The organism is Bradyrhizobium sp. 1(2017), from assembly GCF_011602485.2.
GTDB lineage: Bacteria > Pseudomonadota > Alphaproteobacteria > Rhizobiales > Xanthobacteraceae > Bradyrhizobium.
This window is the reverse complement of the sequence record NZ_CP050022.2, coordinates 6492169-6508321: the sequence shown is the minus strand read 5'-3', so window position 1 is coordinate 6508321 and position 16153 is coordinate 6492169. Positions and strand designations below refer to the sequence as shown.

Annotated in this window: 13 protein-coding genes; 8 read left to right on the top strand and 5 right to left on the bottom strand. The window is 63.5% G+C overall.

Annotated features, from left to right (window positions below; translation table 11 throughout):
• The first annotated feature begins 134 nt into the window (after window positions 1-134).
• Together HAP40_RS30930 and HAP40_RS30925 are read left to right on the top strand one after the other, a co-directional pair.
• Window positions 135-3464 carry an adenylate/guanylate cyclase domain-containing protein gene (locus tag HAP40_RS30930; RefSeq protein ID WP_166814131.1) on the top strand — a complete coding sequence of 1110 codons (3330 nt, stop codon included), beginning with the start codon at window positions 135-137 and terminating at the stop codon, window positions 3462-3464.
• 236 nt (window positions 3465-3700) lie between these two features.
• Window positions 3701-5128: a DUF1254 domain-containing protein gene (locus HAP40_RS30925; RefSeq protein ID WP_166819272.1), complete on the top strand. Its 1428-nt coding sequence runs from the start codon at window positions 3701-3703 to the stop codon at window positions 5126-5128.
• Between the two features lie 91 nt (window positions 5129-5219).
• On the opposite strand, the gene HAP40_RS30920 is transcribed toward HAP40_RS30925, so the two are convergent.
• The gene (locus tag HAP40_RS30920; protein WP_208024921.1) at window positions 5220-6443 is read right to left on the bottom strand and encodes a polyhydroxyalkanoate depolymerase; all 1224 of its coding nucleotides are present in this window, start codon (window positions 6441-6443) and stop codon (window positions 5220-5222) included.
• A gap of 170 nt (window positions 6444-6613) precedes the next feature.
• On the opposite strand from HAP40_RS30920, the gene HAP40_RS30915 reads away from it, so the two are divergent.
• Window positions 6614-7270 (top strand): glutathione S-transferase family protein, encoded by a 657-nt coding sequence (locus HAP40_RS30915; RefSeq protein ID WP_166814133.1) that lies wholly within the window; start codon window positions 6614-6616, stop codon window positions 7268-7270.
• Window positions 7271-7560: 290 nt separating this feature from the next.
• On the opposite strand, the gene HAP40_RS30910 is transcribed toward HAP40_RS30915, so the two are convergent.
• The gene (locus tag HAP40_RS30910; RefSeq protein ID WP_166814135.1) at window positions 7561-7785 is read right to left on the bottom strand and encodes a hypothetical protein; all 225 of its coding nucleotides are present in this window, start codon (window positions 7783-7785) and stop codon (window positions 7561-7563) included.
• A gap of 185 nt (window positions 7786-7970) precedes the next feature.
• On the opposite strand from HAP40_RS30910, the gene HAP40_RS30905 reads away from it, so the two are divergent.
• Window positions 7971-8324 (top strand): hypothetical protein, encoded by a 354-nt coding sequence (locus HAP40_RS30905; protein ID WP_166814137.1) that lies wholly within the window; start codon window positions 7971-7973, stop codon window positions 8322-8324.
• Window positions 8325-8333: 9 nt separating this feature from the next.
• On the opposite strand, the gene HAP40_RS30900 is transcribed toward HAP40_RS30905, so the two are convergent.
• Window positions 8334-9437 (bottom strand): mandelate racemase/muconate lactonizing enzyme family protein, encoded by a 1104-nt coding sequence (locus HAP40_RS30900; protein ID WP_166814139.1) that lies wholly within the window; start codon window positions 9435-9437, stop codon window positions 8334-8336.
• A 182-nt stretch (window positions 9438-9619) separates the two neighbouring features.
• On the opposite strand from HAP40_RS30900, the gene HAP40_RS30895 reads away from it, so the two are divergent.
• The 4 genes from HAP40_RS30895 to HAP40_RS30880 all read left to right on the top strand — a co-directional run bounded on the left by HAP40_RS30895 (window position 9620) and on the right by HAP40_RS30880 (window position 13996).
• Window positions 9620-10453 carry an AraC family transcriptional regulator gene (locus HAP40_RS30895; RefSeq protein ID WP_166814141.1) on the top strand — a complete coding sequence of 278 codons (834 nt, stop codon included), beginning with the start codon at window positions 9620-9622 and terminating at the stop codon, window positions 10451-10453.
• Window positions 10454-10696: 243 nt separating this feature from the next.
• Window positions 10697-11623: an SMP-30/gluconolactonase/LRE family protein gene (locus HAP40_RS30890; protein WP_166814143.1), complete on the top strand. Its 927-nt coding sequence runs from the start codon at window positions 10697-10699 to the stop codon at window positions 11621-11623.
• A 116-nt stretch (window positions 11624-11739) separates the two neighbouring features.
• A complete protein-coding gene (locus HAP40_RS30885; protein WP_166814145.1) occupies window positions 11740-12333 on the top strand; it encodes a GNAT family N-acetyltransferase in 594 nt (197 codons plus the stop codon).
• 16 nt (window positions 12334-12349) lie between these two features.
• Complete coding sequence (locus tag HAP40_RS30880) at window positions 12350-13996, top strand: GMC family oxidoreductase (protein WP_166814147.1); 1647 nt, start codon at window positions 12350-12352, stop codon at window positions 13994-13996.
• An 897-nt stretch (window positions 13997-14893) separates the two neighbouring features.
• Here the strand turns inward: HAP40_RS30880 and HAP40_RS30875 are convergent.
• Window positions 14894-15736: an AAA family ATPase gene (locus HAP40_RS30875; protein WP_060735146.1), complete on the bottom strand. Its 843-nt coding sequence runs from the start codon at window positions 15734-15736 to the stop codon at window positions 14894-14896.
• A gap of 96 nt (window positions 15737-15832) precedes the next feature.
• The gene (locus tag HAP40_RS30870; protein WP_061849457.1) at window positions 15833-16078 is read right to left on the bottom strand and encodes a GlsB/YeaQ/YmgE family stress response membrane protein; all 246 of its coding nucleotides are present in this window, start codon (window positions 16076-16078) and stop codon (window positions 15833-15835) included.
• Window positions 16079-16153 lie beyond the last annotated feature (75 nt).

Here is a 16153-nt window from a genome sequence, read left to right as displayed (position 1 = left end):
ACCGTGCCGGTACCTAGTAACCTAAGTTTTCGTACAACAGACAAGACGTGCCATCGTGGTGACGTTGGGATATTGTCTCCGCGCGGCCGTGGTCCAACATTCTGCTAACCGCTAGCCACAAGATCGGTGGAGCCATGCAGATCGCGGAGTGGCTCGAGAAGTTGGGGCTTGGACAATACGCCGAGCGTTTTGCCCAAAACGGGATCGACGTGGGCGTCCTCCCCGAGTTGATGGACGAGGACTTTGACAAGCTCGGAGTCCTGCTCGGTCACCGCCGCAAAATGCTGCGTGCCATCGCCGACCTCGATCCGGCCGCGTTGATCGCATCGCCCGCTCCCCCTCACGACGCCGAGCGGCGCCACCTCACCGTCATGTTTTGCGATTTGGTCGGCTCGACCGCGCTCTCGGCGCGTCTCGATCCCGAGGATATGTGGGAGGTGATCCGGGCGTACCGTGCTGCCTGCGCGAGCGTTGTTACGGCTTATGATGGCAGGATAGCTCGGTTCGTCGGTGACGGAATACTCGTCTATTTCGGTTATCCCCGTGCCCACGAAGACGATGCGGAACGCGCGGTGCGCGCGGGCCTTGATACCATCGCCGCGATTCGCCAGCTCAAGACAGGCGCCGGCGAACGGGCCGAACTGCGGATCGCAATCGCGACCGGACTTGTGGTGGTCGGCGACCTCATAAGCGGAGATGCGTCGGAGGAGCACGCAACCATCGGCGATACACCAAACCTCGCTGCTCGGCTCCAGAGCCTGGCGGAACCGGGTGTCGTGGTCGTTGCTTCGTCGACGCGCCGGCTGCTTGGCGATCTCTTCACCCTTCGCAATCTCGGTCGCCGGGAGGTCAAGGGAATAGCAGAACCCATCGCAGTCTGGGCGGTAGAAGGCGCGGCCGCATCCGAGAGCCGCTTCGAGGCAGTCCGCGCCGCGCGCTCGATCGGCTTTGTCGGCCGCAAGAGCGAGATCGAATTCATCCTCTCGCGCCAGCGGGAGGCATGGCAGGGCCAGGGCCGGATGGTACTGATTTCTGGTGAAGCGGGCATCGGCAAGTCGCGCATAGTCGCAACGCTCTCCGAAAGCCCCGCATTGGGGGCGCACCGCCGGGTGCGATATCAATGTTCGCCTTACCATACCAACAGTGCGCTTCATCCGTTTGTCGCGCAGCTCGAACGCGCCGCCGGTATCCGCTCGCACGACACGCCCGGGCAAAAGCTCGATAAGCTCGAGGCGATGCTGGCGCTCGGAACACAGCAGGTCGCTCAAGCGACCCAGCTCATTGCGGCTCTCCTTTCGATTCCACCCGGAAACCGCTGTCCACCGCTCGCTCTGAGCCCGGCGCAGCAGCGTCGACAGACATTTGCTGTCCTTCTCGATCAGCTCGAGGGGCTGGCGCGCAATCAACCTTTGCTGATCATCTGCGAGGACATGCATTGGGCCGATGCCACAACACTTGAACTGTTCGACCTCGCCGTCGATCGGATCAGGGGACTGCCGATACTCGTACTTACGACCTCCCGGCCAGAGTTCGAGCCGTCTTGGTCGGGCCTTGCGAATGTCAGCCTGTTGCGGCTCGACCGGCTCGATCGGCAGGACACGCGCGCGCTGGTCGAACAGGTGGCGGTCGGTCGCCAGCTGCCGCGCGAGATGATGCAGCAGATCATCGACAAGACGGATGGCGTCCCGCTATTCGTCGAGGAATTGACCAAGATGGTGCTGGAGTCCGGCCTGCTCGTCGAAGATGCCGGACGCTATCGCCTGACTAGTCCGCTTCCGCCGCTTGCTATTCCCGCCACGCTGCAGGATTCGCTGATGGCGCGGCTCGACCGGCTCGCTCCCGTCAAGGAGGTGGCGCAGATAGGCGCCGCCATCGGCCGCGACTTCTCATATGCACTGCTGAAATACGTGGCGGGACGCGATGATCTGACGCTGAGCGCTGCGCTAGCGCAACTCGAAGAGGCCGAACTGCTGCTTCGCCGCGGAGCTCCGCCCGAGGCAAACTACAGTTTCAGGCACGCCCTTGTTCAGGAAGCGGCCTACGAGAGTCTGCTCAAGAGCAAACGGCAGCTGCTTCACACGCGAATTGGCGAGGTCCTGCGCGAGAGGTTTCCCGTCATCGCCGAGACCGAGCCGGAAGTTCTGGCGCACCACTTCACCGAAGCGGGGCTGAGCGAGGTCGCCCTCGAATGGTGGCGCAAGGCGGGTCAGCAGGCGCTGAAACGCTCTGCCTATTCCGAGGCGGTTGCCCATCTCGGCAAGGCCATTGCGACGGTTGACGAACTCCCTGACGATCCCCGCCGGATGACGAGCAGGCTGCACCTTCAGATCTCGTATGGCCGTGCATTAAGAGGCAGCCGCGGGCACAGCGCTCCCGAAACGATCGCAGCATGGACGCGGGCGCGCCAGTTCGCAGCCGACATCGATGATCCCGTTGAACTCGCGCCTGTTCATTCCGGACTCTTCAACGCCTGCCTGACGCACGGCGAGCTCGCTCCGATGCGGGAGCTGGCGGATGCCATCAGGAGCGCCGCCGACCGGCGATCGGACTCACCCGTGGCCGCCGTCGTCGCCCATTGGACGGGCGGCGTCACCTGCTGGTTCGGGGGCGACTATTTGAACGCAAGGACGCATCTTGAGCAGGCGCTGGCGATCTACGGTGCCGAGCCGGATCCCGCGGCATTCCGGGCTTCGACGCTGGATCTGCCGTTCGTGATCATGAGATTCCTTGCTCTGGTGCTCTGGCCGCTCGGTATCACTGCTCGTGCGCGCAGGCTTGCCGCCGAAGCGGTGGGTGCCTCGGGCGAAAAGCGGGTGCTTTCCCAAGCCAATGCGCTGGTTCATCGCGCCGTGTTCGACGGGGTATGCGGGGGCATGCTGCAGCAGACAGAGACGATCCTGGCGCTTGGTCTCGCGCGCGACCACACGATGCCACTGTACGTGGCTGCGGGCACCTACTTGAATGGCCTGGCCAGGTGGCGTGCCGGCGATCGAATAGCCGGACTGGCGGACATGCGTCACGGCTGGACCTTGCTGCAGGAGAACGATTGCTACCTCTGCGAGCCGTTTTGGGGGATGCATGTTGCCGTGGCGAATGCAGAGGTGGGCCAAGTCGAAACCGGACTGGACATCCTGAACGAATTGATCGCCCGGACCGGACAGACCGGTCAGCATTGGCTTGATGCCGAATTGCACCGCGTCCGCGGTGAACTCTTGTTGCGCCTGGTCTCTCCGGATGATTCCGGCGCCGAGAATGCCCTCACGCGATCCCTGGAGATCGCGCGAGGGCAGCAGACGAAGACGTTCGCGCTGCGCAGCGCCCTTGGACTAGCGCGCCTGCACAAGACGAATGGTCGAGCGGGTGCGGCATCTGAAGTGCTCGCCCCCGTGCTCGCCGAATTCGATGTGGAGCGAGATCTTTCCGAAGTCGTGCAGGCGAAAGAGCTGCTCAAGCAGGAGCGGTAGGCGCGTGACGTTTCTCTGGGCCGCGTAATCAACGAAATTTGCGCCTGCCCTTGCCCTCCGGACATCAACCAGCTGCGCGGAAACGGTCGCCGTTTTTACACGGCCAAGTCCCGCACCGGACGTTCTTTGATCTGAATCAATGGAATCTGCTCGGTGGAGTTCTTGTTTGATGCATCTATTTCGACGCCTCATCTCATTATCTGCAACGGAGCTTCTCCAGTAAAAAGGTGGACTTCATGCACGCAATTTATCGACGTCTAGTCCTTGCTATCGGCCTGGCTTGCTTTACGGCGATCCCATCCGCAAACGCGCAATCCATATCGCCGACTGAAGCACAAAAGATTGCAGAGGATGCCTACGTCTATGGCTACTCACTCGTTACAACCGAAGTTACGCGGGTGCAGATGAGCAACGTGCCGAAGGTAGAGGGCTTCACAAGCCCGACCGGGCAATTCGTCAACGTTCCCCGTTATCCGCCGGCGGATTATCGCGGCGTTTCCGCGCCCAATGCCGACACGCTCTATTCGGTTGCCTGGCTCGATCTCGCCGAGCCGCAGGTGTTCAGTCATCCCGATATGGGCGACCGCTTCTACCTCTTCGAGATCACTGATCTCTGGATGTCGGATTCCGAGCACTCGCCGAGCAAGCGGACAGCCAACGGAAAGGCCGCCAACTACCTGTTCACTGCTCCGGGCTGGAAGGGGGAGGTGCCGGCGGACATGAAGCACGTCCCGATGGCGACACGCTACATGGTCATCCTCGGCCGCACCTATGCCGATGGTACCGAAGCTGACTACAAGGCCGTCAATGCACTGCAGGCGCAATACAAGATCACGCCGCTGGCCGCCTGGGGCAAGCCATACAGTCCGGTGGCGCCGCCGGTGAATCCCAATCCCGGCTTCAGCATGAGCGACAAGCCGCAGACGGTCATTCTCGGCATGGGGACGGAGGGATACTTCAATCTCATGGCCCAACTGATGGCTGCGGCGGCGCCAGCGCCGGCGGCGGATGCGCCGATGCTCGCGAGCATGGCGAAGCTCGGCATCGTGCCCGGCAAACCGTTCGAGATGAGCAAGCTTGATCCAGCCGTGCAGCAAGCGCTGAAGGACATTCCCCAGACAGCTCTGAAAAAGATCGAGGCCAACAAGGAGAACCTGGGCGGCGTGGTCGACGGCTGGTCGATCACGAAAGGTCTCGGTACCTATGGCCCCTCCGACTACATGAAGCGAGCAGTGGTGGCGGCCTTCGGCTGGCCCGCTAACCAGGAGCGTGACGCCGTCTACCCGAATACCGAAAAGGATTCGGCCGGGCAGAAGCTGAGTGGTGCGAACAAGTACACCTTGACCTTCCAGAAGGGCGAGACACCGCCCGTCAACGGCTTCTGGTCCTTCACCATGTACATGATCGATCAGGGCTGGTGGTTCGTTCCCAATCCGCTGAACAGGTTCACCGTCAGCATGCGCGATAATCCGAAGTTCAATGCCGACGGCTCGCTGACCCTCTACTTCCAAAACGAGTCCCCGGGCGCGGACAAAGTAGCCAACTGGCTGCCGGCGCCGAAGGGCGACTTCGTCCTGATGCTGCGGATGTACTGGCCGAAGGACACTCCGCCTTCGATCATCGATGGAAGCTGGAAGGTGCCGCAGGTGGTCAAGGCCAACTGAATTCACACGATAGAACGCCGTCGGCGCGGGGCGTACCACGTCGACGGCGACTTTTCGGCCGCGACTCCCTTTGCTGGTCAGGGAATGACGATCACGAATTGACGTGCACGAAATCCCGCAGCAGTGGATAGATCTCGTTGTTCCAGCGCTTGCCCGAGAACACGCCGTAATGGCCGACGCCGGCCTGCATGTGGTGGACGCGGCGATAGGCGCGCACGCCGGTGCAGAGGTCTTGCGCGGCGAGCGTCTGGCCGATCGAGCAGATGTCGTCCTTCTCGCCCTCGACGGTCATCAGCCCCATGCGGCTGACAGCTTTGGTGTTCACGGGGCGGCCGCGATGCATCAGTCGGCCCTGCGGCAAGAGGTGCTCCTGGAACACGTCGCGCACGGTCTCGATGTAGAACTCGGCCGGCAGGTCCATCACGGCGAAATATTCGTCGTAGAAGGTCTTGATCGTCGCGGCCTTGTCCTTCTCGCCCTTGGCGATGTGATTGGCGAGGTCGAGATGCTGCTTGATGTGCCGCTCCAGGTTCATCGAGACGAAGGCGGTGAGCTGCACGAAGCCCGGATAGACCTTGCGCAAGGCGCCGCGGCATTGCACCGGCACGTAGTTGATCAAGTTGCGCTCGAACCATTCGATCGGCTTGCTCTTGGCGAAATCGTTGACCCTGGTCGGCTGGATCCTCGTGTCGATCGGGCCCGCCATCAGCGTCAGCGTCGCCGGGCGTGAGGGATGGTTGTCCTCGCACATGATCGCGGCGGCCGCGAGCGCCGACACCGACGGCTGGCAGATCGCGACCATATGCGGGCGCGGGCCGAGCTGTCCGAGGAAGTCGATCAGATGCTCGGTGTAGTCGTCGAGCCCGAAGCGGCCTTCGCTGCGGGGAATGTCGCGTGGATTGTGCCAGTCGGTGATGTAGACGTCGTGGTCCTGGAGCAGCGTCTGCACGGTGCCACGCAGAAGCGTCGCGAAATGGCCGGACATCGGCGCCACCAGCAGCATGCGCGGCTGCTCGCCCACGCCGTCCTTGCGAAAGTGCAGCAGCGAGCCGAACGGTGTTGCGTAGGCGATCTCCTCGGTGACGGCGATTTCGCGGTTGCCGACCATCACGCTGTCGATGCCGTAGGCCGGACGGTCATAGGTGAGGGTGGAGCGCGAGATCAGCTCCAGCGCGGCCGAGAGCCGGCCGACCACCTGATGCGACATGCCCTGGGGCACCAGGTTGAGGTATCTGAGGGCAGACGAAGCCCCCGCCCGCCATGGCTCCGTCAGATCCATGTGGTTCTGAAAGGCCTGATAGTACATCGACATCATTACTGAAACGCCCACCCTGACCCCAAGCCTCATGCAATAACGACGCCAGATTCGAGTCAATTCGCCCCGAGAACTGGCATGTCGCTTGCTGTGGACTACGGGCATGAACTTTGGGCCCGCGCCTACCGGCACGGTGGCGTCAGGAATTCAGGCGCGAGGGAAGGGGCGATATGGCGAAGGCGACACTGACCATCAGCAGCAAGAACTACTCGTCCTGGTCGCTGCGTGGCTGGCTGCTGACAAAATTCTCCGGCCTCGATTTCGAGGAGATCGTCACCGCGCCTGACGACGCGTCCGCGCGCGCCGAGATCCTTTTGCTGTCGTCCTCGATCCTGGTGCCGTGCCTGCGGCACGAGGGTGCCGTGATCTGGGATACGCTGGCGATCGCCGAATATCTCAACGAGGCGATGCCGGAGGCCGGGCTCCTGCCGGCCGACCGCATCCAGCGCGCGCATTGCCGCTCGATCTCGGGCGAAATCCATTCCGGCTTCACGACGCTGCGGGCCTCGCTGCCGGTCAACCTGAAGGGTCACTTCCCGGGCTTCAAGATCTGGTCGCGCGCGCAGGCCGACATCGACCGCGTCTTGTTCATCTGGCGCGATTGCCTGGAGAAATCGGGCGGCCCCTTCCTGTTCGGCGACAAGCGCACCATGGCGGACGCGATGTACGCTCCCGTGGTGACGCGCTTCGTCACCTATGACGTCAAGCTCGCGCCGCCGCTGAAGGCTTACGCCGACACCATCATGGCCATGCCCGAGATGCAGGAATGGATCGCGGCGGCCCGGGAAGAGCCGGCCGAGATCGAGGAGCTCGAGGTCGAATATTAGGCAGCTCGCGCCATCCTGCTCGTTTCGGCGGCTGGGGACTGTCATCGGGCAAGCGCAAAGCGAGCCCCGCCCATGTCTTTGATGCTGTTAACTTTTGCCGCCCATCTCCGGCCCAGATCCGATCCTGCGCTGCGCAGATATTGTGCGCTCGGGCGCCGAGCCAGCGACATCTAGTCGTGAACAGCTGCGTACGACGCCGTACGGCCGATTCGGACGTGATTCGTTCGGGCCGCGTTCCGAAGGTTAAGATGGAGCGCGGCCCCGTCGCGTTTTGAAACAGCCGCAGAGGCTCAGGCCACGCCCGAATGCTTCACGCGCGGCATGCGCCAGCCGATGACGGTTGCTTCGACCGCGATGCCGGCCTCGTGGTTCCGCCAGCGGCCCTCCACATAACGGCAGGCGAACGGCAGCTGGTACGTGCCGCTGTGGTCTTCGCACAGCACTTCGACCGCAAGGCCCGGTGGTGGCTCGCCGGCGCCATCGAATTCCGCCAGACGTCTATCGCGCGTTGCCATTCCAAAAATCTCCCCTAAACAAAGCCGCGGAAAGAGCGCCCACTTCTTTCCGTGTGCCGATCATCGTTCCCCGTCCGAGGGAACAGGTGCAAGCTCAACGCGAGAATGCGGTACGAGTGTGGTAGCCTCACGCGACTGCGCTTAAACAGCGCACATTGCCGTGATCCATTTGACGAGGAACCTGCATGCTGTTTCGAAGCGCCGGCGTTTGTTTCGCGATGTTGCTGCCCGCCACGCTGGCGACCGTGCCGGCGCACGCGCAGGACGTGCCCGGCATCGAGATTTGCACCGTCGAGAAGACCATGGAGCGGCGCACGAGCTGTCTCCAGTCCAATGTCGATTTCCTCCAGAAGACCATCACCAAGCTCACGCTCGATCAGCAGCAGAAGCTGGATGCGGCCAATCGCCAGATCGACGCCTTGAAGACGACGGTGGCCGGCTTGCAGAAGACGCTCGCCGACCTCCAGGCCACGCAAGCGAAGACGGCGGAGGATCCGAAGAAGAAGCAGGACGCGCCGGCAGCGAAGGATTCGAAATAGGCGCCGCGATCACGCGACGCCATATCGCTCCATCACGCCGCGATCGGGCTCGTAGCCTAGTCCGGGATCTGTGGGCACTGCGACATGGCCGGTCGCATCGACATCGGCGCGGCCGCCCCAGAGGCAGGCCTCGCGCTTGAGATAGAACATCTCGACGAGTCCATCCTCGCGTGTCGCAAGCAAGTGCAGCGTCGCCAGCAGGCCCGGACCGAAATAGGGCGAGTGCGGCACGACCTTGACGCCGAGCCGGTCCGCCAGCGCAGCGACCTTCAAGAACTCCGTGATGCCGCCGACCTTGGTGACCGAGGGTTGGGCGTGGCTGACCGCACCCGCTTCCATCATCTGGCGGAATTGATACTCCGTGCATGCGTTCTCGCCGGCGGCAATGCCGAGCCCGCCCTTGCTGCGGACGTCGGCGAGCGCGGCAAAATCTTCCGGCGGCCACACCGGCTCCTCCAGGAACATCGGCTGCGCATCCGCACATGTCTGCGCGAAGGCGATCGCCTGCCCCGCCGTCAGCGGACAGTTCATGTCGACCATCAGCGGAATGCTGGGGCCGATCGCCTCGCGCGCGGCAAACACGGCCGGTGCCGTGGTCTCGTGCAGCTTGATCGCGCCATAGCCGAGCGCGAGCGCCTTCCTGCATTCGCTCGCGATGTTGTCGGGCGAGCCGATCCGCAGCAGGCTTGCATAGGCCGGAATGGCCGTGCGCCTGGTCTCGCCGAGCAGGCGGTGCAACGGGACGCCCTCGATCTTCGCGGCAAGGTCCCACAATGCGATGTCGAGTGCGGAGATCGCGAACATGGTGACGCCGTAGCGGCCGAACAGATGCAGATTGCGCTGGATCTGCTCCATCACTCCCGGGATTCCGGCCGCATCAGGCACCTTCAGCCCACGCGCCTGTGGCGCGATCATCTCCTCGACCGCGCTGTGCGCGGTGCGGGGGCAGACATAGGCGAAGGCATCGCCCCAGCCGGTCAGACCGGCATCGGTCGTGACCTCGACCAGCACCATGTCGAGCGCAGAGATCGCGGATGCGCCCTGGCGAAAGCTGGCGACGCCGGCGTCATAGGGGATGCGGATATGGTGCGCCCGCACATCGGTGATTTCCATGACGCGGTTCCCCCCGTGCTTTCTTGTGAGCGGTTCATAAGCTCCCGGCAGTGTAGCCGCGAACGCGAGGAGGTTGCCAGTGGCCATTCCGGGACTATCCTCGCGCGAGGACAGCAACGCCGGTCAAGCGAAGGGGGATGGCCGGCGTATCCTTGCCGTGCTTCGAAATAGGGACGATGGCCGTGAATCCAGCCCAACGCGCGCTCTGGTATATCGAGAGCCATCTGGCCGAGCCGATGACGCTCGACGAGATCGCGGAGATATCCGGCGTGTCGCGGTTCCATATTGTGCGCGCGTTTGCTGCCGCCACCGGTCTTCCCGTGATGCGTTACGTGCGCGCGCGACGGCTGACGGAGGCGGCGCGCAGCCTGGCAAAGGGCGCACCCGACATCCTGTCGCTGGCGCTGGAGGCCGACTACGGCTCGCACGAAGCCTTCACCCGCGCGTTCCGCGACCATTTCGGCACCACGCCCGAAGCGGTGAGGGCGGCAACGTGCGTAAGCCACCTCAAGCTTCAGGAGCCGATCCTCATGGACTCCACCATGCTCGACCACCTTCCACCGCCGCGTTTCGAAATGGCGAAGGCCTTCCTCGTCGCCGGTCCCGGCGAGCGCATCTCCTGTGACAACGGCGCGATGATCCCAGGTCTGTGGCAACGCTTCCATCGGGAGATCGCCGACGTTCCCGCGCGCGTCGGCAACGTCGCCTACGGGATCTGCTGCAACGGCGACGATGCCGGCAATTTCGACTACATCGCCGGAGCCGAAGTCACCGATTTCTCCGACCTGCCGCGCCGCTTCAGTCGCATCCGCATTCCCGAGCAGCACTATGCCGTCTTCACGCACAAGGATCACATCGCGTCGATCCGACGCACCGTGAACACGATCTGGAATCAGTGGCTGCCGGCATCCGGCTTCAAGGCCGCGGACGCGCCGAACTTCGAGCGCTACGATGTGACGTTCGATCCTGCAACCGGCAATGGCGGCTTCGAGATCTGGCTGCCGGTGAGGCAGTAGCATGATCCGGACCCGAAGGGCCGCGTTCGCGAAAAGTGTGCAGCGGTTTTCCGAAAGGATCATGCTCAAACGATGACGCAGAGCGCGATGACCCTCATCGCGCTCTGCAGCGCAACGCTGGCATACCATCCCGCTTGCTTGGCAAGCCCCGGTGACTTTGTCATAACCGCAGGCAAATCTTGCCTGCGGGGCCCGCGCCGGACATCCCGTGCAAGTCATAACAAGCAGCCGGGAGGGTCCCACATGTCCAATATCCGCGTTCTCGCCACCGACCTCGAATTTCCCGAAGGGCCGGTCGTGATGCCGGACGGCTCCGTCGTGCTGGTGGAAATCCGCGGCCAGCGCCTGACGCGTGTTTATCCTGACGGCCGCAAGGAGATCGTCGCGAAGGTACCGGGAGGACCCAACGGCGCCGCCCTCGGGCCGGACGGCAAGATGTACATCTGCAACAATGGCGGCTTCTCCTGGCTTCCGGCCGGCAAGATGATCATGCCGGGTCCGCAACCGGACGATTATCGCGGCGGCTCGATCCAGCGCGTCGATTTGCAATCCGGCAAGGTCGAGACCGTCGTGAGCAAAAGCGGCGCGCACGATCTGCGCGGGCCGAACGATCTCGTCTTCGACAAGCACGGCGGCCTGTGGTTCTCCGAGCTCGGCAAACGCCGCGCGCGCGAAATGGACGTCGGCGGCATGTACTATCTCAAGCCCGGCATGACGGAGATCGTCGAGGTCCTGCACGGCGTGCTGCCGGCCAACGGCATCGGGCTCTCGCCGGACGAGAACACCGTCTATATCGCGGAGACGCCGACAGGCCGGCTTTGGGCCTACGAGCTCTCCGCGCCCGGCACGCTGAAGCCGCGCGAGGTGATCTATCGCGGCGAGCGGGGCAAGCCGATCTGCGGCCTCGGCGGCTACCAGATGTTCGATTCGCTCGCGGTGGAGGCGAACGGCAATGTCTGTGTCGCCACCCTCGTCTCAGGCTGCATCTCGGTGATCGCGCCCGACGGTACGCTGGTGGAGCAGGTGCCGACCGGCGATCGCGTCACCACCAACATCGCCTTCGGCGGCCCCGAGCTGAAGACCGCCTATATCACGCTGTCGGGCAAAGGCGAGCTGATCGCCATGGACTGGCCCCGCGGCGGTTTGCCCCTCAATTTCCTAAACAAATAAACGGTGCTAATTACCGTCATTGCGAGCGAAGCGAAGCAATCCAGGAATGCCTCCGCGGAGATGGTCTGGATTGCTTCGTCGCTTCGCTCCTCGCAATGACGTAGGAGAGACTTCAAATGCCCTGGCCCGATCCCATCACCCTGCGGGGACAGCACGCCCGTCTCGAGCCGCTGTCGAAGGAGCACCGCGAGGGGCTGGTGGAGGCCGTCAAGGACGGTGATCTCTACAAGATCTGGTACACCCTGATCCCGACGCCGGAGAACGTCGCCAAGGAGATAGACCGCCGCCTCGGCCTGCAGGCCGCGGGCTCGATGCTGCCGTTCACCGTGTTTGACGCCGGCGGCAGGATCGTCGGCCAGACCACCTACATGAACATCGATGCCGCCAACCGTCGCGTCGAGATCGGTTCGACCTGGTACGGCAAGAGCGCGCAGCGCGGGCCGCTCAATACCCAGTGCAAGCTGCTGCTGCTGACCCACGCCTTCGGGACGCTGAACTGCATTGCGGTCGAATTCCGCACGCACTTCTTCAACCTTCAGAGCCGCAACGCCATCGAGCGTCTGGGTGCCAAGCAGGATGGCATCCTGCGCAGCCACCAGGTCGCGCCGAACGGAACGCTGCGCGACACGGTCGTGTACAGCATCACCGCCGCCGAATGGCCGACCGTGAAGGCGCATCTCGAATATCAACTCAACGACAAGCCGCGCTAGGGGCGGCCGAGGCACCATGGACAGATTCGATTATGTGATCATCGGCGCGGGCTCTGCCGGGTGCATCCTCACCTCCAGGCTCAGCGAAGATCCCAACACCAGCGTCTGCGTGCTCGAAGCGGGTCCGTCCGACTGGCACCCTTACATCCATCTGCCGGCGGGCTTCATCAAGACCTTCCATATGAAGAGCATCAACTGGGCCTACCAGCAGGAGGTCGGGCCCTGGACCGGCGGGCGCAGCATATACGCTCCGCGCGGCAAGACGCTCGGCGGCTCGTCCTCGATCAACGGTCACATCTACAACCGCGGCCAGCGCATGGATTTCGACACCTGGGCGCAGATGGGCAACCGCGGCTGGGGCTATGCCGACGTGCTGCCTTACTTCAAGCGCCTGGAGAAGCGGGTCGGCGAGGGCGACAACACTTTCCGCGGCCGTGACGGCAACCTCATCGTCACCACCATGGACTGGCGCGATCCGCTCTGCGAAGCCTTCATGGAAGGCGCGGTCTCGCTCGGCATTCCCCGCAACCCGGACTACAACGGCAAGACCCAGGAAGGCGTCTCCTACTGCCAGCGCACCATCGACAAGGGCCTGCGCGTCTCCGGCTCCACCGCGTTCCTCAAGCCCGCGATGAAGCGGCCCAACGTGCATGTCCACACCCATGCGCACGCCACCGAGATCATCTTCGAGGGCAAGCGCGCCGTCGGCGTGCGCTGCATGAAGGGCGGCCGCGGCGGTCGTCCTGTCGAGGTGCGCGCCAACAAGGAAGTGATCCTGTCCGGCGGCACTTATAATTCGCCGCAGCTCCTGCAGCTCTCCGGCGTCGGCTCGCCCGATCTGTTGCAGCAGCACGGCATCGCGGTGCGTCACGCCCTCCCGGTCGGCGAAGGCCTTCAGGACCACTACGCGCCGCGCACGGTGGCCCGCGTCAAGGACATCAAGACCATCAACGAGCTTCGCCGCGGCCTCTCGCTGTGGATCGAGGCGCTGAAATGGGCGACCGCGCGCCGCGGCCTGCTCTCGCTGTCGCCGACGATGGTCTATTGCTTCTGGCATTCCGGCGAGAGCGCCGACTCGTCCGACCTCCAGCTCACCTTCACGCCGGCGAGCTACAAGGAAGGCGTGCAGGGCCAGCTCGAGGATGAGCCCGGAATGACCGTCGCCTCCTGGCAGCAGCGTCCCGAGAGCCGCGGATATGTCCACATCCGCTCCAATGATCCGTTCGCGCCGCCGATCATCCAGACCAACTATCTCGATGCCGAGCTCGACCGCCGTGTCATCGTCGGCGGCATGAAGCTCGCGCGCAATCTGTTGAAGTCCGCGCCGCTGTCGCCCTATTACGCCTACGAGGATTTCCCCGGTCCCAACGTCAACACCGACGACGAATTCCTCCACGCCGCCACCGAGCGCGGCACCACCACCTTCCACCCCGGCTGCACCTGCCGCATGGGCCCGGCGAATTCGAGCTGGGCCGTCGTCGACGACCAGCTCCGCGTCCACGGGTTGGAGGGTCTCCGCGTCATCGACGCCTCGGTGATGCCACGCATGGTCTCGGCGAACCTCAATGCTTCCACCATGATGATCGCCGACCGTGCCTCGGACCTGATCCGCGGCAAGGCGCCGATGGAATCCGTGCGGATACCGGACGCGGCGGTGGCGTAGATTCAGCTGTGTAAGGTGAGTTAGCGAAGCGTAACCCACCTCTTCTCGTGCCGCGATAAAAGTGGTGGGTTACGCCTCCGGCTAACCACCCTACGAGATCTGCTGTGTCGCCCTCGTCAATCCCCTCTCGCAAAAATATTCCACTTTACCGAAATTCGGAATTGCGGCATAGATCAAAGCAGCCCGGCCCGACGAAGAGGGGCGGTTCGCGAGTCGTTCGAAACGCGGGCCGGGTTGCGGTGGACGCGGCAGCGTCGGGCGCGAGATGTCCGGGCAGGGCGGATTGCTCTCCGTGAGCCCTCAGGCTTCGTGCGGACGGACGGCGCTGAAAGCGTACGGCAAAACCGTGTGGTCCTGGCCGTCGTTGCTACGGTCAAGCTCTTGCGGATGCGGCACTGGCGTCAACCGGCGCGGTGCCGGCGAATTCCGTGAGAGTGAGGGAGGCCTGAGGGAATTCGGCTCCCGGGAGAGCACGGCATAAGCCGTCCGACCATCGCGCAGGGAAGGCCGTGTGTTGGGCTTCACCTGTATGCTGTTGTGCGGTTTTTCTGCGCTACATTCGCGCAGCAGACCGCGGGTGCCAGCCGGCACCCGGCCTTCCCTGCGCCCTCTTTCCTCGGGGGCAATGGAATGAAGCAAAGCTCGGGCGAAATGCGCCGCGAGGATGCGAGAGTGTGTCTGCAAAATGCGAATTGGAAGAGCGAGGCTGTCGCCTCAAACTCCGTCATTGCGAGCGCAGCGAAGCAATCCAGAGTCTTTCCGCGGAGGGATTCTGGATTGCTTTGTCGCTACGCTCCTCGCAATGACGTGGAGAGAGCGGTGCGTCGCATCTTGCTCTCGGGCCCCGGCTCTGCGCAGCAGCGTTTCACACTGCAGCGCGTCCGGGACACGAGAGCCCTACACTTCCCGTCGGCTCAAAAACGCCAGCCGCTCGAATAAATGCACGTCCTGCTCGTTCTTGAGCAGCGCGCCATGCAGCGGCGGGATCAGCTTGCGCGGGTCGCGTTCCCTAAGCTGCTCGGCGCTCATGTCCTCGTTGAGCAGCAGCTTGAGCCAGTCCAGGAGCTCCGACGTGGACGGCTTCTTCTTCAGGCCGGGCACCTCGCGCACCTCGAAGAAGATGCGCAGCGCCTCTTCCACCAGGCGCTTCTTGATGCCGGGGAAGTGGACGTCGACGATGCGATGCATGGTGTCGGCATCGGGAAACTTGATGTAGTGGAAGAAGCAGCGGCGCAGGAAGGCGTCCGGCAGCTCCTTCTCGTTGTTGGACGTGATCATCATGATCGGGCGCTGCTTCGCCTTGATCGTCTCGCCGGTTTCGTAGACGTGGAATTCCATGCGGTCGAGCTCGAGCAGGAGGTCGTTCGGGAATTCGATGTCGGCCTTGTCGATCTCGTCGATCAAGAGCACCGGGCGCTGCTCGGCCGTGAAGGCTTCCCACAGCTTGCCGCGCTTGATGTAGTTCCTGATGTCGGACACGCGGGCGTCGCCGAGCTGGCTATCGCGGAGGCGCGAGACCGCGTCGTATTCGTAGAGGCCCTGCTGCGCCTTGGTGGTGGACTTGATGTGCCAGGTCAGAAGCGGCGCGTTCAGCGCCTTCGCCACTTCCTCCGCCAGCACCGTCTTGCCGGTGCCGGGCTCGCCCTTGATGAGCAGCGGGCGCTCCAACACGATCGAGGCGTTGACGGCAACCTTGAGATCGTCGGTCGCAACATAGTCCTTGGTGCCGGTAAATTTCATTGCGTGTCCTTAGGTGATCGTCGGCGCGGAGCGCAAGCTCCGGTCGCGACAAGGGAACGGCCGCGCATGGCGGCCGTTCCTGGTTCGGTCAGGCTTTCAGACCCGTTTTATCAGCGAAAGGATGACGAGCACAATCACCGCGCCGATCGTGGCATCGACGATGGCGCCGATCGTGCCCGTTGCCAGCTGGATGTGCAGCTGAGGCAGGATCCAGCTCGCAACCAGCGCACCGATGATGCCGACGACGATGTTGCCGACCAGCCCAAATCCCGCCCCGTGAACAATCTTGCCCGCAAGCCAGCCTGCGATGGCGCCGATGATGAGCGCTGCGAGAATTCCCATTGCAAACGTCCCCAAAACAACCCCGTATGGCATCAATTCTAGAGCAAAATGCCTCTCGGTCCAGTGCGGAGCGGG